The organism is Microvirga sp. P5_D2 (assembly GCF_054049475.1).
In genome coordinates this window covers 18,187-39,681 of sequence record NZ_JBFUMH010000019.1, presented here as the reverse complement: position 1 = coordinate 39,681, position 21,495 = coordinate 18,187, and the positions used below count along the sequence as shown (strand labels likewise).

The window sequence follows — 21,495 nt, the reverse complement described above, 5'->3', positions numbered from 1 at the left end:
GGATCGGCTGCGCCGTCCGGGATGGCCGTGTAAGCCACCAAAGAAAAATGCCCCGCGAATTGCCGGGCATTTGCGTTTCCAAAAACCTTACTCAGCCGCTTCGGCCACTGGCGAAGGTGGTGTCCACTTTAGCACCGGGTTGCGGGCGGCGCGGGTTTCGTCGAGGCGGCGGCGCGGAGCGTGATAGGGAGCGCCGGTGAAGCGCTCCTTGTCGCCGTTCTTGGCTGCCATGGCGAGGTCGCGGAGCGTCGCGACGAAGAGGTCGAGGGACGACTTCGATTCGGATTCGGTCGGCTCGATCAGCATCGCGCCATGCACCACCAGCGGGAAGTACATGGTCATCGGGTGGTAGCCCTCGTCGATCATGGCTTTCGCCACATCGAGGGTGGTCACGCCCGTGTCCTTGAGCCAGGCATCGTCGAACAGCACCTCATGCATGCACGGCTTGTCGCCGAAGGGCAGCGACATGAGGTCCGAGAGACCGGCGCGGATGTAGTTGGCGTTCAGCACGGCGTCTTCGGATGCCTGCTTCATGCCGTCCGAGCCATGCGAGAGCATGTAGGACAGGGCGCGCACATACATGCCCATCTGGCCATGGAAGGCGGTCATGCGGCCAAAGGGCCTCTCGGCTGCATCGGCCTCCTGCTCCACCAGCTCGAAGCCATCCTTGCCCACGCGCACGAACGGAACCGGCGCGAAAGGCGCGAGACGCTCGGAGAGCACCACTGGGCCGGAGCCCGGGCCGCCGCCGCCGTGAGGCGTCGAGAAGGTCTTGTGCAGGTTGATGTGCATGGCATCCACGCCGAGGTCGCCCGGCTTCGCCTTGCCCACGATGGCGTTGAAGTTGGCGCCGTCGCAGTAGAAGTAGGCACCTGCATCGTGGATCGCCTTGGCGATCTCAACGACCTGCGGCTCGAAGAGACCGCATGTGTTGGGGTTCGTGAGCATAATCGCGGCGACATCCGGACCGAGACGTTCCTTCACGTCCTCCACATGCACCCAACCGTCCTCGCGGGCCGGAACCGGCTTCACGATGAAGCCGATGAGAGCTGCAGTCGCTGGGTTCGTACCGTGCGCTGAATCGGGCACCAGCACGACGTTGCGGGTCTTGCCCTCGCCCTTGGCTTCAATGGCGGCCTTGATCGCCATCATGCCGCAGAGTTCGCCATGCGCGCCGGCCTTCGGTGAGAGCGCGACGGAGGTCATGTTCGTAAGCGTCACGAGATAGCGACCGAGCTCGTTCATGAGTTCGAGTGCGCCCTGCACGGTAGAAACCGGCTGCAGCGGATGCACATCGGAGAAGCCCGGCAGACGCGCCACGCGCTCGTTGAGACGCGCATTGTGCTTCATGGTGCAGGAGCCGAGCGGGAACAGGCCCGTATCGATGCCGTAGTTCATCTGAGACAGGCGCACGTAATGGCGCATGGTCTCGGGCTCGGAGAGGCCGGGAAGGCCGATGGCCTCCTTGCGCTCCAGACCGCCGAGGCGCGGCTGGAAATTCTCTGGCTCGTCGATATCGACGCCGGTCGTGTCGTAGCGCCCGATCTCGAACAGGAGCGGCTCGACCTGCGCCAGCGCCTTGTTGCCGGTGAAGGTCGGATGCGGATTGCTGCCGGCTTCACCGGCGGTGGTGGGACGTCCCTGGCGGTTCAACATCACAGAACCTCCTTCAAGGCGGCACATAAGGCCGCGCGATCATCATCGGTGTTCACTTCGGTGGAGGCCACGAGCAGCAGGTTGTCGAGGCCGGCTCCCGGCAACAGGCGCGAGGCGGGAACGCCCGCGAGCACGCCCTTCTTTGCGAGTGCCTCAACCACTTCCGCTGCAGGCTTCGACAGCTTCACGGTGAACTCGTTGAAGAAGGTCTTGTTGAGAACCTCGACGCCCTTCACACCAGCCAGCTGATCGGCAAGCTTGATCGCATTCGCATGATTGACGCGGGCGAGGCGCTTGAGGCCCGTCTCGCCGAGCAGCGTCATGTGAATGGTGAAGGCCAGCGCGCAAAGCCCCGAATTGGTGCAGATATTCGAGGTCGCCTTGTCGCGGCGGATATGCTGCTCGCGGGTGGAGAGCGTGAGCACGAAGCCGCGGCTGCCGTCGGCATCCACGGTCTCGCCGCAGAGACGGCCCGGCATCTGGCGCATGAATTTCGACTGCGTCGCGAAGAGGCCCACATAAGGCCCGCCGAAGTTCAGCGCATTGCCGATCGACTGGCCCTCGCCCACCACGATGTCGGCGCCCTGGCTGCCGGGAGAAGCGACAAGGCCGAGCGACACGACTTCGGTGAACACCGCGATCAAAAGCGCGCCGTGCTTGTGCGCCTTCTCGGCAATCGGCTTCAGGTCGCGCAAATTGCCGAACACGTCCGGCGACTGCACGACGATGCAGGACGTCGTATCGTCGATCTGTGAAAGAATGTCCTCGGAGCCTGCCACATCCGGCTTCATGGTGACGACTTGGTCGCTCGCCATATCGGAGAGCGTGCGCACCACATCTGCATAATGCGGGTGCAGGCCGCCGGAGAGCACGGCCTTGCGGCGCTTGGTGACGCGGTGCGCCATGAGCACCGCTTCGCCCGTGCCGGTGGAGCCGTCATACATGGAGGCGTTCGCCACTTCCATGCCGGTGAGCGCGGCCACCTGCGTCTGGAACTCGAACAGATATTGCAGCGTGCCCTGCGCTATCTCGGGCTGATACGGCGTGTAGCTCGTGAGGAATTCGGAGCGCTGGATCAGGTGATCGACGGTTGCCGGCACATGGTGCTTGTAGGCGCCCGCGCCCACGAAGAACGGCACGGAGGACGCCGACACGTTCTTCGCGGACATGCGGGAGAGGATGCGCTCCACCTCCAATTCGCCCTTGCGGCGCGGCAGATCCACCGGATCTTTCAGAAGAAGATTTTTCGGCACATCGGCGAACAGCTCGTCCACCGTTTTGACGCCGATGCGCGCGAGCATTTCGCCGCGGTCGGTGTCGGAAAGAGGCAAATAACGCATCGGCTAAAAACCTTGGTTTCGTTAGTGCGAGGGGATGCCCTTCACGACAATCTCCGTGAGCACGGAATTGGCGATGAAGCATTCCTTGTGAGCGAGGTGATGCATGTCGGCGATCTGCTCCGGTGTCGGACGCTTCTCGCCGGAGAATTCGATGACCGGATCGAGCGTGACCTTCGAAACGAAGAGCTTGCCTTTGTCGTTTGGCGTCATGACGCCGAGCGCCATGTCTTCATAAAGATCGACGACGAAGCGCTTCTTCGCGGCGATGCCGAGAAAGGTGAGCATGTGGCAGCTGGAGATTGCCGCCACAAAAGCCTCTTCGGGATCGACGGCATCCTCACGCGAAAGCGGCAACGGCACGACAGAAGGCGACGACGATCCCGGCACCGTGATGCCGCCGTCGAACGACCATTGGTGGCCACGGCTGTATTTGTTGTCGGAGAAGGCCTCGCCCTCCCCGCGCTTCCAAACCACAGTGGCCGTGTATTCGTGTGCCATTGCCGGGTCGTTCTTTTAAGAAATCGACTTCACGAATTCCTGGTACTGCTCTTCGGTCAGAAGGCCATCGAGCTCGCTCGGATTCGTGACCCGCAGCTTCAGGAACCAGCCGCGGCCGGCGGGGTCTTCGTTCACCGTTCCAGGAGTGGCTTCGAGATCGCTGTTGACCTCGAGCACTTCGCCGGACACCGGAGCATAGACTTCGCTCGCGGCCTTCACGCTCTCGACGACGGCGGCTTCGGAACCCTTCGCGAGCGTCTTGCCGACGCTCGGCAGTTCGACGAACACGACGTCGCCGAGCTGGGCCTGCGCATAATCGGAAATGCCGACGGTGCCGGTATCGCCTTCGATGCGGATGTATTCGTGATCCTTGGTGTAGCGCGTGGTCATGGTGGTTCCCTCTTAGTTTTAGCGCTTGTAGCGATGCGGAGCGAAAGGCATGGCCGCGACCTTGGCCGGCAGCGGCTTGCCGCGAACGACGAGATGAAGGTCCGTGCCCGCAACGGACACGTCCTTCGACACATAGCCCATGGCAACGGGGCCGTTGACGGTGGGGCCGAAGCCGCCGGAGGTCACGATGCCCACTTCGCGCCCGTCGGGAGTAGTGATGACGGCGCCCTCGCGGGCCGGCGCGCGGCCCTCGGGCTTAATGCCGACGCGAACGCGGGCGGGGCCGTCCTTGATCTCGCGCTGCACGCGCGCGGCACCGGGAAAGCCTCCCTCCTCGCGACGGCGCTTCTGGATCGACCAGATCAGGCCGGCCTCAATGGGCGATGTGTTGGTGTCGATGTCATGGCCGTAAAGGCAAAGCCCCGCTTCGAGCCGCAGCGAATCACGCGCGCCGAGGCCGATGGCCTTCACTTCCGGGTTTTCGAGCAGCTTGTCCCAAAGCTTCGCCGCATCTTCGGAGTGGCAGGAAATTTCATAACCGTCCTCGCCCGTGTAGCCGGAGCGGGACACGTGGCACCAGATGCCGTCGATCTGCACGTCGGCGGACATCATGAAGGCAAGGCTTGCTGCCTCGGGAGAGAGCTTGGCGAGCACGGCTTCGGCGGAAGGGCCCTGCAAGGCCATGAGGCCAAGGCCGTCCTTGCGATTCAGGCTGACGCCTTCAGGGAGGCGCGCCTGGATATGCGCGTAATCCTGCTCCTTCATGGAGGCGTTCACGACGAGATAGAGCCAGCCCTCGTGGCCGGGCGCGCCGACTCGCGTGACCATGAGGTCGTCGAGAATGCCGCCATCGTCGCTAAGCAGCTGCGAATAGCGCTGCTGGTTGGGCTTCAGGTTCAGCACATCGGCGGGAATCAGTGCCTCAATGGCCTTCGCCACGGTCTCGTGGCTCTTGTCCTCGGCGACGAGGAAGGCCTGGCCCATATGGGACACATCGAACAGGCCCGCATGCTCGCGGGTCCAGTTGTGCTCGGTCATGATGCCGGTGGGGTACTGCACCGGCATGTCGTAGCCGGCGAAGGGCACCATGCGGGCGCCAAGCGCGACGTGCTGGGCGTGAAGCGGGGTTTGCAGAAGCGGCTGGTCGCTATTCGCAGGCTCGGCCATCGTGATCCCTCAAAGGTGCGCGTTTCATCGGGCCTCACGGCCCGTTGCTGTGCGCCCCCTCTGTCACGAGACCTGAGAGATTTCCCCTTGCGCCTGAACGCTCGGGTTACGCCCGTCGGTGGGCGACGTTGATTAAACGTCGCCGCTTTCCAGAGTGCCAGCTCCCGCGCGGTCCTTTGGCCTGAGCGTTTCCGGGGCGGTTGCGCCTTCGGCGCCGGGCTCTTGGCCCGGTCTCTTCCGCGGGGATCATCGGCTGCCCTTAGCTCTGAAGAGGAAAACCTATCCTGTCAACAAAGCAGGCTGCCGCATTCGTCATCTCCCCGCTTTAATTGACGGCAGGCCCCGGACACTCCATGTTAGGGCCATCATCCACAGAAGGGGAGAACGCGGCCTGAACCGGTCGGCTGCTCCTGGCACCGTTGTTCGAACTGGTCATCGTTATCGTTCTCGTCGCCTTGAACGGCGTCTTCGCTCTCTCTGAACTTGCCATCGTTTCCGCCCGCCGCCCGCGCCTGAAGGCCATGGCCGAGCAAGGCCGCACCGGGGCCAATGTCGCCCTCGCCCTCATGGAGGATTCGGGCCGCTYCCTGTCCACGGTCCAGATCGGCATCACCCTCGTCGGCATCCTGGCGGGCGCCTTCTCCGGCGCGGCTCTGGGCGACAGGCTCACGCATTTCTTCTTGGGCCATGGCATGCCCGAAGGCGCGGCCGAGCCGCTCGGCTTCGGCATCGTCATCAGCATCATCACCTATCTGTCCATCGTTATCGGCGAGCTGGTGCCCAAGCAATTGGCCCTGCGCAACCCGGAGGGCATCGCCTGCGCGGTCGCCCCGATGATGCTGGTGCTCTCCAAGGCCGCGGCCCCGGCCGTGTGGCTGCTCAATGCCTCCACCCGCTTCATCTTCGGCCTCTTCGGATCCTCCTCCGACGACAACTCGACCGTGACCGAAGAAGAGATCAAAATGCTCGTCGGCGAGGCCGAGAGCGCGGGCGTGATCGAGGAGGAGGAGCGTCGCATGATCTCGGGCGTCCTGCGCCTCGGCGACCGCACGGTCCGGGGCCTCATGACCCCCCGCACGGATGTGGACTGGATCGACCTGTCGGATACACCCGAAACGATCCGCGAACTCCTGATCGAGACGCCCCATTCCCGCCTGCCCGTGAGCGACGGCAAGCCGGACAACATGATCGGCGTGGTGCAGTCGCGTGAGCTTCTGGCGTCCCTGCTGGCAGGAGAGACGCTCGACATCCGCGCCTATGTGCAATCCGCGCCCGTAATTCCGGATACGCTCTACGCCCTCGACGCGCTGGCGACCTTGCGCGATTCGGAGGTGCCGATGGCCCTCGTCCATGACGAGTACGGGCATTTCGAAGGCGTGGTGACGCCGGCCGACGCACTGGAAGCGATCGTCGGCGCCTTCCGCTCAGACACCGTGGAGCCCGAGCCCGATGCCGTTCGGCGCGACGACGGATCGTGGCTGCTCGCAGGCTCCATGCCGGTCGATGAAATGGCCGAGACCCTGGGTGTTCCACTGCCCGACGGGCGCAGCTACCACACGGTGGGTGGCCTCGTGATCAGCGAGCTCCAGCACCTCCCCAGCACTGGCGAGCATGTGGATACGCTCGGCTGGCGCTTCGAGGTGATCGATCTGGACGAGCGCCGCATCGACAAGGTGCTGGCGATTCCCCTGACCCAAAGAGCCGGAGCCGCCGCCCTGCCTTAAGGGGGCTGGCTTTCATAAACTTAACCGCGACGGCCAGCGGCCGGGCGGCTGCCCAGCCCCACATCGATCTCGAAGCTGTTGGCATAGGCCGCCGGGACCACGATGCCGTTCTCGATCACGGTGAAGCTCGCCTGGGTGTCACCGGCCGGGATCGCCACGGACGTCTGGCGCGAGCGGTTCGCGATCACGCCCTGTCCGCCCTTCACGACGATTTGTACGGGGACATTGAAGCGGCCTGCGCCGCCGCCGACGCCCAGAAGCGCCCGGCCTTCGACGCCGACCTTCACAAGAGTCGAGCCGTCGGGCTGGCCCACGCATTCGCGGGCCAAATTGTTGATGGAAACCTGGCTACGCAGGGCACTGGCGTCGCCAGCCCGGCCGCCGGCATAGACCTGGATGGCGGAGCCGCCGTCAATGATGCTCACGGTCGGGCAGTAGACGTCCTCGATGGCGACCCTCTGCGGAGGCGGCCGCGTCGCGCCGCCCGTCAGCAGCATTTCGCCGACGCCGATGGAGCCCTCTCCCGAAGAGGAGCAGCCGGCCAAGCCTGCGAGGCCGAGCACGACAAGAGCAAAACCGGCCTTCCTGCCAGATCCGTTATTCATGGAAGTCACCCCCAACGTTCTTAAAGTCCCGCCCGCCTTATGGCAGAGTATCGTATCCTTGCGCGAAGCCGTTCAGCGACACGGGAATGCCGATGCCCTCCTCGGGCGTCTGGAAGACGATGAAGGTTGCGGCCTGGCCGGTCTTCATCTGGTTGATGAGATTATCTTCCATGACCACCTCGGCAACGCAACCCGTAGCGAGGCAGCGCACGAATCCCGCCCGGCCGATATCGGTCTGGTCGATCTTCAGCCCCAGGCCCGACGGCAGGAGGATACCGAGGGGCGCGACCACGCGGAGAAGCCGGCTTTTGGCATCCGCGGTTTTCAACACAATAATGACAAGGGTCACATTCGGCCGATCCTCGGCCACCACGTTCTGCACCAGAGCGCATTGCTCGGCGGTGGCGCCCGCCGGTTTCTCGCAGCGCATCTGCCAGTCGCCGAAGGTGTTCTTGACCATGCCCTGGGCCATGGCCCCGTCGACGGACGACAAGGCCATGAGGCCCATGAAAGCCCCTGCCCCCATAAACGCCTTCGCCCCAAAGCGAACCCAGCGTGACGCGCCCATAGGCCTCTCCTTCTCTCGAACCCCACATGGGGCAGCGGCCCGGCCGCTCGGATCAATGTTGCCCGTTCGGACCATGGCAGGGGCCGCGATGTCAAGCGAGGGAAGCCAATTGTGGCACTAAGGCGCTTTTTGGCGGTTATGACGCATAAATTGCGTCCACTGAACCGTTGCGCTTCAGCGCGTCCTGTGGTCTTTGGCACAAATCTAAAGTGATGGCGCAAACTGGGCGCCGATACTCGCACGCCTACGTCGTCACTTTATGCTTTCGTGGCCTCCGGGCCGCCACATCTTTAGGAGCTTTGGAACGCCGATGCGGATCGAGACTGGACGTCGATCGGTGACCGCCCTCTCCACGGCAGCGGTCGCACTTGTGTTGGGCATAAGTGAGGCATTCGCTGCCGCAGGCCGACCTTCCCCATGGGAAGTCGGCATGCAGGAGATGGTGACCGAGTTGGGACAGAGCGTGTCCAACTTCCACACTTACCTTGTTTGGCTGATCACCGTGATCTGCCTTTTCGTGCTGGCGCTTCTTCTTATTATCGTCGCTCGCTTCAACGAGCGGAAGAATCCGGTTCCCTCCAAGACCACTCACCACACCCTGCTTGAGGTCGCCTGGACCATCGTTCCAGTGCTGATCCTCGTGGCGATTGCCATCCCTTCCTTCCGCCTGCTGCGCCAGCAGCTGATTCCACCTCAGGCGGATGTGGTCGTGAAGGCGACGGGCTATTCCTGGTACTGGGGCTACGAGTACGCAGGCGAGCAGGCCGGCTTCAAGTTCGACTCGAACATGATCCCCGAGGATGCGGCCCGGAAGTCCGACCAGCCGCGTCTGCTCGGCGCCGACAACGCCATGGTGGTTCCCGTCGGCAAGGTCGTGCACGTTCAGGTAACTTCGGCCGACGTGATCCACGCCTTCGCCCTGCCGTCCTTCTACATCAAGGTCGATGCCGTTCCCGGCCGCCTGAACGAGACCTGGTTCAAGGCCGACAAGGTTGGCGTCTATTACGGCCAGTGCTCGGAACTCTGCGGCAACGGCCATCCTTATATGCCGATCGAAATCCGCGTCGTGAGCGAGCAGGATTATGCCGCATGGCTGGCCGAGGCGAAGCAGAAGTATGCTTCGACCGAAACCCAGGCTCCGCTCAAGTTCGCGACCGCTCAGTAATTGTAATCGAAGGACCATAGAGGTCTCATTATGGCACACGCAGCTGATGCCGCTCACGCGGATCACCACGATCACCTTCCAGGTTTCTGGCGCCGGTGGTTCTATTCCACGAACCACAAGGATATCGGCACGCTCTACCTCATCTTCGGCTTCACGGCCGGCATCGTCGGCGGCCTTCTGTCCATCGCAATGCGCATGGAGCTTCAGGAGCCCGGCCTGCAGTTCTTCTCCAACCCGCAGGCGTTCAACGTCTTCGTGACGGGCCACGGCCTCATCATGGTGTTCTTCATGGTGATGCCCACSCTSATYGGCGGCTTCGGCAACTGGTTCATCCCGATCATGATCGGCGCGCCGGACATGGCCTTCCCGCGGATGAACAACATCTCGTACTGGCTCACCGTTTCCGCCTTCGCCCTGATGCTCTGCTCGCTCTTCGTCGAAGGCGCTCCGGGCTCGCACGGCTTCGGCGGCGGCTGGACGGTCTATCCTCCGCTTTCRGTCACGGGCCACCCCGGTCCCGCGCTCGACTTCGGCATCCTGGCCCTGCACCTTGCCGGTGCGGCCTCGATCCTCGGTGCGATCAACTTCATCACCACGATCCTGAACATGCGCGCTCCGGGCATGACGCTGCACAAGATGCCGCTGTTTGCCTGGTCCATGCTGGTCACCGCGTTCCTGCTGCTCCTGTCGCTGCCGGTTCTCGCGGGCGCGATCACGATGCTGCTCACGGACCGTAACTTCGGCACCACCTTCTTCGATCCGTCGGGCGGTGGTGATCCGGTCCTGTACCAGCACCTGTTCTGGTTCTTCGGCCACCCCGAAGTGTACATCATGATCCTGCCGGCCTTCGGCATCGTCTCGCACATCATCTCCACCTTCTCGAAGAAGCCGATCTTCGGCTATCTCGGCATGGCCTACGCCATGGTGGCGATCGGCGTCGTCGGCTTCGTCGTGTGGGCTCACCACATGTACACGGTCGGCCTCTCGCTGCAGACGCAGGCTTACTTCGTGTTCGCCACCATGGTGATCGCGGTTCCCACCGGCGTGAAGATCTTCTCGTGGATCGCCACCATGTGGGGCGGCTCCATCCGCTTCACGGCAGCGATGCAGTGGGCTATGGGCTTCGTATTCCTGTTCACGGTCGGCGGCGTCACCGGCGTCGTGCTCGCGAACGCTCCCATCGACCGCTACATGCACGACACCTATTACGTCGTGGCGCACTTCCACTACGTGCTGTCGCTGGGCGCCGTGTTCGTGATTTTCGCCGCCATGTACTACTGGTTCCCGAAGATGACCGGCTACGTGATGCCCGACTGGATCGGAAAACTGCACTTCTGGGTCGCGTTCATCGGCGCCAACGTGCTGTTCTTCCCGATGCACTTCCTCGGCCTCTCCGGCATGCCGCGCCGCTATGCGGATTATCCGGATGCGTTTGCTGGCTGGAACCTGGTCTCCTCGATCGGTTCTTACATCTTCTTCGCCGGTATCTTCATCTTCATCGGCGGCGTGATCTACGCCTTCATCCGCAAGGAAAAGGCAGCCGGCAATCCGTGGGGGGAAGGTGCGACGACGCTGGAATGGACCCTGTCCTCCCCGCCTCCGTTCCACCAGTTCGAGACCCTGCCGCGCATCGTGGATACCGGACACTAAGCGGGTTGCGGCAAACCACTGGAGCATCCTGGCATTCTCACTCCAGAACGCCTGCGGGTTTCGGATCGTGCGGTCATATTCCGCCTTGTGGGCTAGCTCGTCGATGAGGGCGCCGCGCCTCCAGTGTTCGGAAATCTCGGAACCCTTGCGTCCGGCATCGGCTTCTCCAGCCACAGAGCCGAGAGGTGACGGTGGACGTTCTTTCCCTGAGACCACATGCCAGGGAAGGCTCGCCTCGGTTGAGGAAGAATTCTGGTGGGTGTCGCAGCCGCGTACAAACGTATGAGCTTGGGATTTGACTGCAGGAAAGCTGCAGTGTCCGAACGCTCCTAGCGCCCCGCCACCTGGCGCAGGATCGATGCGATACTGTCATAGCCTCGCGCCTCTGCATGCTGCAGGGACGTCATGCCGTTCCGGTCAACGATCCGGGGATCGGCGCCGGCTTCGACGAGGGCCCGCACGGTTTGCGTGTGACGGGACGCGCCATCCCCGAGGATCACCGCCTCAATCAGGGCGGTCCAACCCAGGTTGTTGATGGCTTCCTCGTCGACATTGATGACCACGCTCGCCCACCGCGGATGGGCGGTGCACACCGAACTCGGTGGCGACGCGGAGCCGGTCGCATGTGAACTCAAAAGGCTTGGGTGCATGCTTGGCACGCCCGTAGCAGGCCGCGGCACCGCTTTAGAGGAAGTGATTGAGCCACAAGCGACCGGCGAGGCACATCCACGATCGCTGAGCGCCCAGTTCGGCCTTGGCGCTTTGCCCTTTCACGTCGAGCTCAGCCATCGACCGCGCCCATGCCGCTATCTTCTGCTGGGATGTCTCGACCCGGGCTCGCCCAGCGCCGCCACGATGCTGATCGATTGGCGAACACTTGGCCTTTTGTCAGATGAAATTAATCTCCTAGAAAGCGCGCCAGCCCTCGTTCGCAGCGGTCGACGATCATTCTACTTAACGCTCCTGCCGCCCAACCCTGCCTTCCTCCGTTACGATCCGGGCTGCCTTGAGGCCGTCGACGAACGCGGCCGCGCCGCCCTGGACGTTGTCCATCGGCGCCTAGCTGCAGGCCAACCGGAAGTTCACCAATGGCGCCGCGGCGATATCGTAGTCATCGACAACTGGCGCGTCCTTCATGGGCGTGCGCCTTCGGACCGAGGCTCCGGACGCCGTCTCGCGAGGATACTCATAGATGCCTGAAAACGTATTCATCGCGATCAGCGGCGATGCCCTTCATGCGAAGTCGAAGGTGTACATCGGCCGCGCTCTGGCCAGGAAGGCGGACGGGGATCTCGACGAGTACCAACTCTGGTCATCGTTGGCGCTTGAACTGCTCGGCAAGGCGGCCCTTGCGCGCAAGCACCCGAGCCTCGTGGTCGATCCAACCCATTGGCAATCAATGTTCGTCGCTGCCGGGATCAACGTCACCACCGACGTAAAGACGATCGCCGCAAAGACGTTGTTCGAGCGATTGGCGCACTTGATTCCACGCTTCGACAAGACCGTTCAGAAGTTTTGCCAGGAAATCGCGGAACGTCGGAACGCCGAGCTACACTCGGACGACCTGCCGTTCAAGGCGATGAAGCTCGAGGCGTGGGAAGCGCGCTACTGGCATGCCTGCGACACGATCCTCCACCAGATGGGATCGTCGCTCGAAAACTGGCTGGGCGCGGCCGATGCGGCGGCTCCCCGCCAATTGCTCGACGAGGCCGCGAACGCCCTCGAGGCGGCAGTGAAGCTTCGCGTTCAAGCGGCCCACGACCAGTTCGCGGCACTGAAGAAGGCGGAACGAGAGCGACTAGCAGCCGAGGCCGAGACTCGGGAGCCGCTGCATCAGGGTGGGATATTCAAGGGCACGTATGACGAAATCTGGATAGAGACATGTCCCGCCTGCAAGTGCCGCTCCTTTATGACCGGCCAGCAGACAGGCGAGGATATCAGCGAAGAGCGTGACGAGGATGCGATCTGGGAAATCGTTGATCGCGAATTCGTTGGCGAAGAGTTTCGGTGCCCGATCTGCGATTTGACGCTTATGGGAAGCGACGAGATCGAGGCGTCTGGCCTGAACTACATCCATGAGGACCAGCAGGAACGCGAGATGGAGTACGAGCCTGACTATGGCAATGACTGAATCGAAGCATGAAACTCAGGCGTCCGGTTTGAACGACATCAGGTGATGGATTGCCAGTCTATTTCCTGGGCGAGGATGAAAATGGCTGCTCGCCAATAAAGATCAGTGTCGCGACGGATATCGCGCGCCGCAAGCGCGCCTTGCAGACCGGCAATCCCGTTGAGCTTCGGCTTCTCAGCTGGATCGTGTCAGAAGACGACTTGCAGCTTGAACGGGACCTCCATCAGCGGTTCTCCCATCTTCGTACCTGCGGCGAGGGTTCGAGATCGAACCGCCGATGTGTTGCCTCACCTGGCTCGTGCCAGCCAGCAGGGATTCGTCGCCAAAAACGCCGACGCCTTCCAGATCATCGGCTACGACGGCGATGCGGTTCCCGAATGTCTGGGCGTTTGTGAATGGGCTGATCTCGAAATTGACGAATGCTGCCCCTTCTGCGGATGCCTATGCGGCATGCATTTTCAGGAGACATCGCAGATGTACTACTGCATCCAGTGCGACACGCTCACCGACTTCTCGGACTTGTCCCGGATGACCTCGACCGGCCTGACGAGTGATCGGTGCAACAACCAGCAAGAAGCGGTGGCAACAAGATGAGCATGCAATGGCTATTGGCGAAAGCGCCAGGATTTCAGGCATTACCCGAAGCGGATCGCGCAGCGATCTTCAACTTCACCTTCCTATGGAGCCTGTTCGAGGCTCAGGTCATGGGCAACTTCGCGCGCGCCGACCTGATCTGCTCGAAGGTCGACGAGTGGCGTAACGCCGGAACGCTCGATGCTGACGAGTACGCCCCGGAACTGGCCTATTTCCGGCAGCGCTATTTTGCCAACGGCGCCTTCACCGACCATTTTCCGCACCTGAACCTGCGGCCTGCAGACCAACCCGCTGTTGTCCAGTCGGTTCTCGATGGTAGCAACAACGATCCGCGTGATCGGCTGCTCACCGTTCTGATGATCGTCTGGCGCTTCCGCAACAACCTCTTTCACGGCGAGAAATGGGCATACCATCTCAAGGACCAGCTCGCCAATTTCACGCATGCAAACGCGGTCTTGATGCGGCTCCTCGAACGACACGGGCAATTGGCCGCGTAGTATCATCAAATTTCAGGACCGCAGCTATCAATAGCAACTATGCGGCACCTGTCACCTCGACTTACCCAGCTTTTCCAGCGATCGACACGCGGCATGGAACAGGCGTCGAGGAAGGCGAGACAATGGCTTCCCTCGAATACCGGGACAATGGAGGAAGATGCTGCAAGCAGTAGCGGAGCCGGCGACGACAGAGCCAATCCCCGACCCGGAAATAGAAATCCGCTCTCAAGACTTATGATCGATTTCTGCATGGCATTGTTGCCGTCTACCGTCCCTGCCAGACAAACGTCCGTGACGATGTCGATACGGTTCGCTCATCTGCAAGACCAGATGCTTCGTACGAGACCATCAAGCACGTCATTTTCGTCGGCTGCGGTAGCATCGCCTCATCGCGATGGTACTTCCAATCCTCCGAGGTGTAGCCTCGACCACGCCGTAATCGAGCCTCTAGGGGAATGGCAGCTTACCGCCAAATTCGGACCGAAACCGGACGGTCTCTTTCCGGCCCATTGCGGTTATTCCAGAACAGCCGCTTCTGGCACACCTGGGACGCTAGTCCGAGGGCAGTAATCCTCTCAAGACCAGACATTCCGAAAAGTGAACGGACTTCACTGCTTGACCCTAAGCGGCCCTTCAGTAAGTCTACGACATCTTTCCGAGACGGCCTCACGCCATCTTCAAACGATGCTCCAGTGTCCTGTTGGCGACAACTTATCGCTAACGCGAGAATGAACCCTCTGCGTGCCTGAGGTGTAACGGAATGGCGGGCATGAGCCCGCCATTCCAATTGCGAGGGCCAAGACTRCTCGGCCGTGACACCAGCCGCCTTAAGAACCGGGGTCCAGCGGGCCACCTCACTCTCGACGAGCTTCTGCAATCCTTCCGGGGTGCGCTCGGAAGAGGTCGGCAGCACGCCGCCCAGGTCGAGGAGGCGCTTCTTGGTGTTCTCGTCATCGAGCGCCTTCAGGAGGGCATCGTTGAGCTTCTTGACGATCTCGGGCGGGGTGCCCTTGGGGGCGAAGATCGCATTCCAGGGGCTGACCTGATAACCCTCAAGCCCGGCCTCCTTGGTGGTGGGCACGTCCGGCAGGGCGGGCGAGCGCTCGGGCGTCGCGATGGCAAAGGCCTTGATGTTGCCGCCCTGGATCTGCGGCGCCACGTTGATGATCTGGTCCGTCATGAAGTCGACAGTACCAGCCATGAGATCGTTCAGGGCCGGACCCGTGCCGCGGTAGGCCACCATGGTGGGCTTCGCCTTGATCACCGAGCTGAAGAAGGTCCCGCTCGCGTGCGAGACGGAGCCCACGCCCGCATGGGCCATGTTCACCTTCTCGCCGCTGGCCTTCACGTGGTCCACCAGTGCCTTCAGGTCATTGGCCGGGAAATCCTTCTTGGCCACGATCACGATCGGGGTTCCACCGGCCATACCAATGGGGGCGAAATCCTTGGTCGGATCGTACTTGAGTTTCGGGTAAAGGGCTGGGGCGGCTCCGTGGGTGCCCATGTGGCCCATCATGATGGTGTAGCCGTCCGGCGTAGACTGGGCGCCGCGGGTGATGCCGGTGGTGCCTCCGGCTCCCGCCACGTTCTCGACCACGATCTGCTGACCCAGCGTGCGGGACATGTGCTCGCCTACGATGCGGGCGATCACGTCAGTCGGGCCGCCGGCCGCAAAGGGCACGATCATGGTGATCGGGCGGGTGGGATAGGTCTGGGCCTGGGCAGTTGTGGTGATGACACCTGCGAGCGCGGCAAGAACAAGCGTTACCTTCTTCATCAGTTTCCTCCTGTGAACCGTTAGTCTGGTTGCATTCCCGAGAGGCAGCGCCTCTTGTTCCGGATCCCGTCGTTGTTGTTGGTCTCGCGGGATGTCTGCATTTCCTGGATGCAGGCATCCCGCCGGGGCGGGAGCCTTGTGTCGGGCCCGATTACTCGGCCAGCTCCCGCATCACCTTGATCAGGTCCGACTTGCCCTCGAACCCGATGCCGGGCAGGTCCGGCATGACGATGTGGCCGTCCTCGACCCGAACGCCGTCGGGGAAGCCGCCGTAGGGCTGGAACAGGTCCGGGTAGCTTTCATTGCCGCCCAGTCCGAGACCGGCTGCGATGTTCAACGACATCTGATGGCCGCCATGCGGGATGCAGCGGCTGGGCGACCACCCGGCGACCTTCAGCACCTCCAGCGTCCGAAGGTACTCGCAGAGACCGTATGAGAGGGCGCAGTCGAACTGGAGCCAGTCGCGGTCCGGGCGCATGCCGCCATACCGCAGCAGGTTGCGGGCGTCCTGGTGGCTGAACAGGTTCTCGCCTGTCGCCATCGGTCCCGGATAGAACTCGGCCAACGCCGCTTGCAGCGCGAAGTCCAGGGGATCGCCGACCTCCTCGTACCAGAACAGCGGATACTCGCGCAGCATCTTGGCGTAGGCGATGCCCTGCTCGAGCGTCAGCCGCCCGTTCGCATCGACAGCGAGTTGGGCCTTGCCATCCAGCTCCTTCAGCACGGCCTCGATCCGGGGCTGGTCCTCGGCGATGCTGTTGCCGATCTTCATCTTGACGACATTGTATCCGCGATCGAGGTAGCTCCGCATCTCGGCTCGCAGCTCGTCGAGGCCCTTGCCCGGGTAGTAGTAGCCGCCCGCGGCATAAACGAAGACCCGCGGATTGGCCTCGCGGCCGTATCGTTTGGCCAGCAGCCGGAACAGGGGCTCGCCGGCGATCTTGGCCACCGCGTCCCAGACCGCCATGTCGATGGTGCCGACCGCGACCGAGCGCTCGCCATGACCACCGGGCTTCTCGTTCTTCATCATGGTCGCCCAGATGCGGTCCGGATCGAGGTTCTCTCCCGTATCGTCGAGGAGGGACTCGGGCGCCGCCTCGAGGATACGAGGCGCGAAGCGCTCGCGGATCAGGCCACCCTGGCCGTAGCGGCCATTCGAGTTGAACCCGTAACCCACAATCCGACGTCCGTCCCGGACCACGTCGGTGACGACGGCGACGAGCGACAGCGTCATCTTGGAGAAGTCGATGTAGGCGTTGGCGATCGATGAGGCGATCGGAGCGGTGACTTCACGGATCTCGACGATTTTCATGACTTGGTCTCCTGTTGCTGGATTGAGCCAGGTTGGGTACGTCGTATAGACATCCCATCAGCAGCCGCCCAATGCCAAGACCGAGGATCGACATGCACGATCGGCATCGCCCATGGATCTGAACTGGCTGGAAGATTTTCTGGCGCTTGCCGAGCACAAGACCTTTGCCCGGGCCGCCGAGACCCGGCATGTGACGCAGCCGGCCTTCAGCCGTCGCATCCAGTCCCTGGAGGATTGGATGGGAACGCGCCTGTTCATGCGATCACCACAAGGGACTACGTTGACGCCCGCCGGCGTCTTCCTGCGGGCCCATGCCGAAGACCTGACCCGCAACATCTACCGGTTGCGCCAAGAGACGCTTGAAATTGCGGGCCGGGAGGCCTCCGTCATCTCCATCGCCGCCACGCATGCGCTTTCGTTTGTCTTCTTCCCCGACTGGATCAGGAGCCATCCCCAGTTCGCCACCCTCGGCCCCCTCAACCTGATCTCGGACACCATGGAGGCGTGCGAACAGATCATGGCGAGGGGCGATGCCAACTTCATGCTGTGCCACTACCATCGTGATGCTATGCCTCGCCTCGAGGCCAGCCAGTTCACGAGCGTCGTGGTTGGCCGCGATGTGCTGCTGCCGCTCTGTGCTCCCCTCGAAGACGGCATGCCGCAATGGCCGCTGCCCGGGGATCCTTCGTCTCCGTCGCGCCAGCTATCGTACAGGCCGCAGTCCGGTCTCGGGCGGATCGTGACCGCCGTCCTGGAAAGGAACTGGCCGATGCTTTCACTCCAGAGGATGCTCACGGCCCAGTTGGCGGCGACGCTGCTGACCATGGCGCGTCAGGGAGATGGGATTGCATGGCTTCCCCAAACCCTCGCCCACGACGACATCGCAGCCAGCCGTCTCGTTGATCCGGGCCAAGGCAATTACGCGATTGAAGTCGAGATCCGATTGATCCGACCCTTGCGCCGGCAGGGCCCGACAGCGGAAGCCTTCTGGAAATCCATCACGGGCGGTGTCAACGTTTTGGAGAAATCCTCTCCCACCTGAGGCCATGCCATCGGTGGACGCTGGCACAGGCCAGAGGCGCACCTCGGGACCGTCGCCGTAGACAACGGACTTTGATGGCTGGCGGCGGTCCCATGTACCCGGACTGTCTTCAAACAACACATCTCGGAAGAAACGCGTTGGTCAGCTTTTGAGGCGGAGCCTGTGTGAAAACTCAAACCGCGCGGCTCATGGCGAACTATTTGTACAAGTTCGCCCTTGAAAGCCGGGGATTTCACGGCCTCCTGCAGCTTGCGGGACACAAAATTGCGTCATGGAGCTGCCCGTCAGCGTTTTCACACAGGCTCGAGGCGGTAAGCGGACCTTCATTCCATTTTGCCGTTCGTTACTCTTTGACCCTGAGGCGACATTCCGGTGGTCGGGCAGAAATGATCGACCCCATCTTGGAAGAAGGCCAATCTGTTCGAGAGGCGGGGGGCGGCTTTGGTGTCAGAGAGCGCATCGGGAGCAAAATGGCTGGCCCGCTTCAAGGCGGAAGAACCATGCGGGCTAGCCAGCGGCTAATCGAAGGGTGAACTGCTGAACCAACTCTGACGCCAAATGGCGTCGGCGAAGCCTCCCCCGTTCCAAGGAGTATCGACGGTGGATGAACGGGCTCCTGCACGCGCTCATCTAGGCATCTGGTTTGGAGGCAACAACCGACCGAAGAGGAGTGCCTCAGGGGCAGAAGTAGCCCCGTGCACTGTCCGAAATGCATCGCGCTCCATTGGGGAGGATGATCCCGCCTGCTCCGTCGGGTGGGATATAGGCCCCGGTCGAGATCGTGAATCCGCCATTAAAAGCGGCAGGCACGGTCGAGCCATCCGGCAGGGTGAACCTGCCATCCCTGTAGGTGATATGCCGGGTGTATCCTGGCGGAAGGCCGGCCGGGAGAGGGGCCGGGGACACGGGGGGTGCTGGCTGTGTTGCCCCGAGATTGGCTGGCGGAACGGGCTGGGACGGCGGCTCGCGTGACGAAACGCAGCCTGACAGGACAATGCCCATCAGCACGATTGCCGGCACTTGCATCAAATTCCTCCGCTCGGTCAGCGTTAGCCTCCGCGCCAAAGATAGCAGAGTGGATCGCGATCTGAAGCAGAAAATCGATCTGCTATCTTGGACGGTGATGACTGTCGCCTGTCCACGGGCGTTGCCGTTTGTCTCATGAGTGCCCGGGCGGCTATGCGAGGATACACCTCGGCAGCCCTGGCTATCGCCACATACCGCGCATCTTCGCGCCGACATCAACGCGAACGCCTTTTGTCGTGGCAGGTGAACTTGCCGGATCCGACACAGCCACGGGCCATGACACCCGCTCGAACAGCTTCAGGAGCGCACTGGGGATGAAGCGGGTGCGGGCGGCATAAACATGGCGATCGCCCGTGGCGGATTGCTGATGCGTGAAGAACCGCTGCGGCACGATGAGATGAAGGTGGTCCTTGGCCCGGGTCATGGCCACGTACAGCAGCCGGCGCTCCCAGGTGATCGGAGGGAACGTGATCCTCAAGCCGGAACTCGTAGAACAGGCTCTCCTGCATCACGAGACGCTCGCCCATCATGCCGCGATCCTCCGCTGAGAATGCCTCATCAGGGAATCACGATCCGCCGCCAATCACGAGGACTTTTTCAACAGTATCGGCACGAGGCGGACCTTATCGGGATTTCCGCATCAGCGGCATCAGCAGACCTTCATTGAGGTCACTCTACGTTATAATTTGACCCGGTGCAGACTCTCGCCGATCTAGGTCGGATGGTTCGTGAACAGCACAATCCCGATCGCGGGGATGATGCCAGCGGCTCCCAAGCGGCGGCCGTCAAGGTCATATCCGTCCCTGCCTGACATCCCTCCTCAGGCAGCCGCCACCGCCTTGATGGCTGAGAGCTCGGCCTCGCGCCTGCCATACAGCGCGATTCCATGAACCAAGTGGTCACCGCCCGCAGTCCTGACAACGAGAGCTGGAACCCCGGTCTACTGCCGAAAACCCATTCATATGCGGGCCCCATGCTTCAAGAGTTCACGCGCAATAACAGTGCGCTGGATCTGCTGTGTTCCCTCATAGATTTGGCAGATTTTGGCATCGCGATAGAGGCGTTCTACCTCGAAGCCTCGGATGTAGCCGCTTCCCCCGAATATTTGCACAGCGTTCGCGGTCTGCGTAACCGCCATGTCACCCGCAAAACACTTCGCCATTGAGCAGGCAGCATTCGCTGGCTCTCCATTATCAATCATGATAGCAGCGCGATGAACAAGTCCACGGGCTGCCGTAATCTCTTTGGCCATATCGGCCAGCATCCACTGGACACCTTGATTGGCAGCGATCTCCTGACCGAACTGCTTGCGAGTCTGCGCATACTCAAGGGCAGCTTCAAGCCCAGCTTGTGCAATGCCGACAGCGAGGGCACCTATACCAACTCGGCCCTTTTCGAGTACGCTCATCATCATGTGAAAGCCGCGGCCCTCCTGGCCCAGGAGAGAATCTTGGGGCAAGTCAACGTCATCGAATTGTAACGCACCAACCTGACTCGCGCGCTGGCCCATCTTGTGTTCCTTCGGACCTCGACTAATCCCCGGTGCGTCGAGCGGAACGATGAATATCGACATACCACGCTTTCCCGCACCAGGATCTGTTCGAGCAAGAACAAAGCCTACGTCGGCCACTGGGGCATTGTGGATCCAAATCTTTCCACCATTGAGTTTCCAACCCTGGCCGTGCCGGATAGCCGTTGTCTTGATACCGGAGACGTCCGAGCCAGCCTCAGCCTCAGTAATGCAATAGGCCACTTTCTTACGAGCCGAGACGACATCAGGGATCCAGGATTTTTGCTGTTCCGGAGTGCCATACCGCGTCAGGAGCGTCCCGATTAACTCTACCAATCCGCATTGATCTGCAATCGATGCGTAGCCTCGCGAGAGCTCTTCCATAACGATGGCGTAGGCGTAGCTGTCTAAACCTACTCCCCCAAGAGAATCAGGGACGGTGATACCGAAAAGACCAAGCTCGCCCATCTGTTGGTAGATGTCGCTGGGAAAGCTTTCATCGTAGTCAAGCTTTTCAGCAACCGGACGGATGACGTCATCAGCGAATTTTCGCGCCATGGTTTGGATTTGCTGGTACGTTTCCAGATCGTTTTGGGTATTGKAAGCATGAGTGTCCCTTTATGGCCTGTGATGCCATGTGTCTCGATGTAAGCTTGAAACCGCGCTCCATTGGGTTGAACGCAAGATCTGCTTCCGATCGGGCGCTAAGGTAGAACGGATCGGCGACCGTACCGTATTGAACGTATCACCTGCAAAGCCTTGACGATAAAGGTGGTCACCAATTGGCGCCAACTCCAGCATCGCTTCGCCAATTGCAAAATCCTTCTGCGGTGATCTTCATAA

General features: G+C 61.8%; 19 protein-coding genes, 3 pseudogenes and 1 riboswitch. Of the genes and pseudogenes, 9 read left to right on the top strand and 13 right to left on the bottom strand.

Features of this window, described 5'->3' with window-relative positions; genetic code table 11:
• Positions 1–87: 87 nt before the first annotated feature.
• Genes gcvPB through gcvT form a run of 5 tightly spaced genes read right to left on the bottom strand, consistent with a single transcriptional unit; the run spans position 88 to position 5,051 of the window.
• On the bottom strand, positions 88–1,656 hold the full coding sequence (gene gcvPB, locus ACXJKO_RS08500; protein ID WP_457090648.1) for an aminomethyl-transferring glycine dehydrogenase subunit GcvPB: 1,569 nt from the start codon (positions 1,654–1,656) through the stop codon (positions 88–90).
• Positions 1,656–2,996 carry an aminomethyl-transferring glycine dehydrogenase subunit GcvPA gene (gene gcvPA / locus ACXJKO_RS08495; RefSeq protein ID WP_457090647.1) on the bottom strand — a complete coding sequence of 447 codons (1,341 nt, stop codon included), beginning with the start codon at positions 2,994–2,996 and terminating at the stop codon, positions 1,656–1,658. The genes gcvPB and gcvPA overlap by 1 nt, the downstream gene beginning before the upstream one ends.
• Positions 2,997–3,017: 21 nt before the next feature.
• The gene (locus ACXJKO_RS08490) at positions 3,018–3,494 is read right to left on the bottom strand and encodes an OsmC family protein (RefSeq protein ID WP_457090646.1); all 477 of its coding nucleotides are present in this window, start codon (positions 3,492–3,494) and stop codon (positions 3,018–3,020) included.
• Between the two features lie 15 nt (positions 3,495–3,509).
• The gene (gene gcvH, locus ACXJKO_RS08485; protein WP_457090645.1) at positions 3,510–3,884 is read right to left on the bottom strand and encodes a glycine cleavage system protein GcvH; all 375 of its coding nucleotides are present in this window, start codon (positions 3,882–3,884) and stop codon (positions 3,510–3,512) included.
• Positions 3,885–3,902: 18 nt separating this feature from the next.
• Positions 3,903–5,051 (bottom strand): glycine cleavage system aminomethyltransferase GcvT, encoded by a 1,149-nt coding sequence (gcvT, locus tag ACXJKO_RS08480; protein ID WP_457090644.1) that lies wholly within the window; start codon positions 5,049–5,051, stop codon positions 3,903–3,905.
• A 159-nt stretch (positions 5,052–5,210) separates the two neighbouring features.
• Positions 5,211–5,301, bottom strand: a riboswitch (glycine riboswitch).
• 169 nt (positions 5,302–5,470) lie between these two features.
• On the opposite strand from gcvT, the gene ACXJKO_RS08475 reads away from it, so the two are divergent.
• Positions 5,471–6,775 (top strand): hemolysin family protein, encoded by a 1,305-nt coding sequence (locus ACXJKO_RS08475; RefSeq protein ID WP_457090643.1) that lies wholly within the window; start codon positions 5,471–5,473, stop codon positions 6,773–6,775.
• A 20-nt stretch (positions 6,776–6,795) separates the two neighbouring features.
• On the opposite strand, the gene ACXJKO_RS08470 is transcribed toward ACXJKO_RS08475, so the two are convergent.
• Entirely contained in the window at positions 6,796–7,380 is a 585-nt protein-coding gene (locus ACXJKO_RS08470) for a hypothetical protein (protein ID WP_457090642.1), read from the bottom strand.
• Positions 7,381–7,417: 37 nt separating this feature from the next.
• Entirely contained in the window at positions 7,418–7,948 is a 531-nt protein-coding gene (locus tag ACXJKO_RS08465; protein WP_457090641.1) for an invasion associated locus B family protein, read from the bottom strand.
• A 310-nt stretch (positions 7,949–8,258) separates the two neighbouring features.
• Between ACXJKO_RS08465 and coxB the strand changes: the two genes are divergently transcribed.
• Positions 8,259–9,113 carry a cytochrome c oxidase subunit II gene (coxB, locus tag ACXJKO_RS08460; protein ID WP_457090640.1) on the top strand — a complete coding sequence of 285 codons (855 nt, stop codon included), beginning with the start codon at positions 8,259–8,261 and terminating at the stop codon, positions 9,111–9,113.
• 30 nt (positions 9,114–9,143) lie between these two features.
• Positions 9,144–10,763 (top strand): cytochrome c oxidase subunit I, encoded by a 1,620-nt coding sequence (gene ctaD / locus ACXJKO_RS08455; protein ID WP_457090639.1) that lies wholly within the window; start codon positions 9,144–9,146, stop codon positions 10,761–10,763.
• A 329-nt stretch (positions 10,764–11,092) separates the two neighbouring features.
• Here the strand turns inward: ctaD and ACXJKO_RS08450 are convergent, their stop codons facing one another.
• Positions 11,093–11,326: an ankyrin repeat domain-containing protein gene (locus ACXJKO_RS08450; protein ID WP_457090638.1), complete on the bottom strand. Its 234-nt coding sequence runs from the start codon at positions 11,324–11,326 to the stop codon at positions 11,093–11,095.
• Between ACXJKO_RS08450 and ACXJKO_RS08445 the strand changes: the two genes are divergently transcribed.
• The 5 genes and pseudogenes from ACXJKO_RS08445 to ACXJKO_RS08425 all read left to right on the top strand — a co-directional run bounded on the left by ACXJKO_RS08445 (position 11,298) and on the right by ACXJKO_RS08425 (position 13,985).
• On the top strand, positions 11,298–11,963 hold the full coding sequence (locus ACXJKO_RS08445; RefSeq protein ID WP_457090637.1) for a TauD/TfdA family dioxygenase: 666 nt from the start codon (positions 11,298–11,300) through the stop codon (positions 11,961–11,963). The two genes, ACXJKO_RS08450 and ACXJKO_RS08445, sit on opposite strands and share 29 nt — an antisense overlap.
• The gene (locus ACXJKO_RS08440) at positions 11,956–12,894 is read left to right on the top strand and encodes a hypothetical protein (protein ID WP_457090636.1); all 939 of its coding nucleotides are present in this window, start codon (positions 11,956–11,958) and stop codon (positions 12,892–12,894) included. The genes ACXJKO_RS08445 and ACXJKO_RS08440 overlap by 8 nt, the downstream gene beginning before the upstream one ends.
• 50 nt (positions 12,895–12,944) lie before the next feature.
• Positions 12,945–13,097, top strand: a pseudogene (locus ACXJKO_RS08435) (GIY-YIG nuclease family protein); the annotation flags it as partial.
• 4 nt (positions 13,098–13,101) lie between these two features.
• Positions 13,102–13,488, top strand: a complete 387-nt coding sequence (locus tag ACXJKO_RS08430; RefSeq protein WP_457090666.1) for a hypothetical protein — start codon at positions 13,102–13,104, stop codon at positions 13,486–13,488.
• Complete coding sequence (locus ACXJKO_RS08425; RefSeq protein ID WP_457090635.1) at positions 13,452–13,985, top strand: hypothetical protein; 534 nt, start codon at positions 13,452–13,454, stop codon at positions 13,983–13,985. Before ACXJKO_RS08430 ends, ACXJKO_RS08425 begins: the two co-directional genes overlap by 37 nt.
• Before the next feature lie 820 nt (positions 13,986–14,805).
• Here the strand turns inward: ACXJKO_RS08425 and ACXJKO_RS08420 are convergent.
• A pseudogene (locus tag ACXJKO_RS08420) lies at positions 14,806–15,762 on the bottom strand (tripartite tricarboxylate transporter substrate-binding protein); the annotation flags it as partial.
• Between the two features lie 151 nt (positions 15,763–15,913).
• Positions 15,914–17,074: a mandelate racemase/muconate lactonizing enzyme family protein gene (locus ACXJKO_RS08415; protein WP_457090634.1), complete on the bottom strand. Its 1,161-nt coding sequence runs from the start codon at positions 17,072–17,074 to the stop codon at positions 15,914–15,916.
• A 112-nt stretch (positions 17,075–17,186) separates the two neighbouring features.
• Between ACXJKO_RS08415 and ACXJKO_RS08410 the strand changes: the two genes are divergently transcribed.
• The gene (locus ACXJKO_RS08410; RefSeq protein ID WP_457090633.1) at positions 17,187–18,116 is read left to right on the top strand and encodes a LysR family transcriptional regulator; all 930 of its coding nucleotides are present in this window, start codon (positions 17,187–17,189) and stop codon (positions 18,114–18,116) included.
• A gap of 675 nt (positions 18,117–18,791) precedes the next feature.
• Here the strand turns inward: ACXJKO_RS08410 and ACXJKO_RS08405 are convergent.
• From ACXJKO_RS08405 to ACXJKO_RS08395, 3 genes and pseudogenes are all read right to left on the bottom strand, one after another.
• Positions 18,792–19,142, bottom strand: a complete 351-nt coding sequence (locus ACXJKO_RS08405) for a hypothetical protein (protein WP_457090632.1) — start codon at positions 19,140–19,142, stop codon at positions 18,792–18,794.
• A gap of 181 nt (positions 19,143–19,323) precedes the next feature.
• Positions 19,324–19,611, bottom strand: a pseudogene (locus ACXJKO_RS08400) (ATP-dependent helicase); the annotation flags it as partial.
• Between the two features lie 489 nt (positions 19,612–20,100).
• A complete protein-coding gene (locus ACXJKO_RS08395; RefSeq protein ID WP_457090665.1) occupies positions 20,101–21,237 on the bottom strand; it encodes an acyl-CoA dehydrogenase family protein in 1,137 nt (378 codons plus the stop codon).
• Positions 21,238–21,495: the final 258 nt, after the last annotated feature.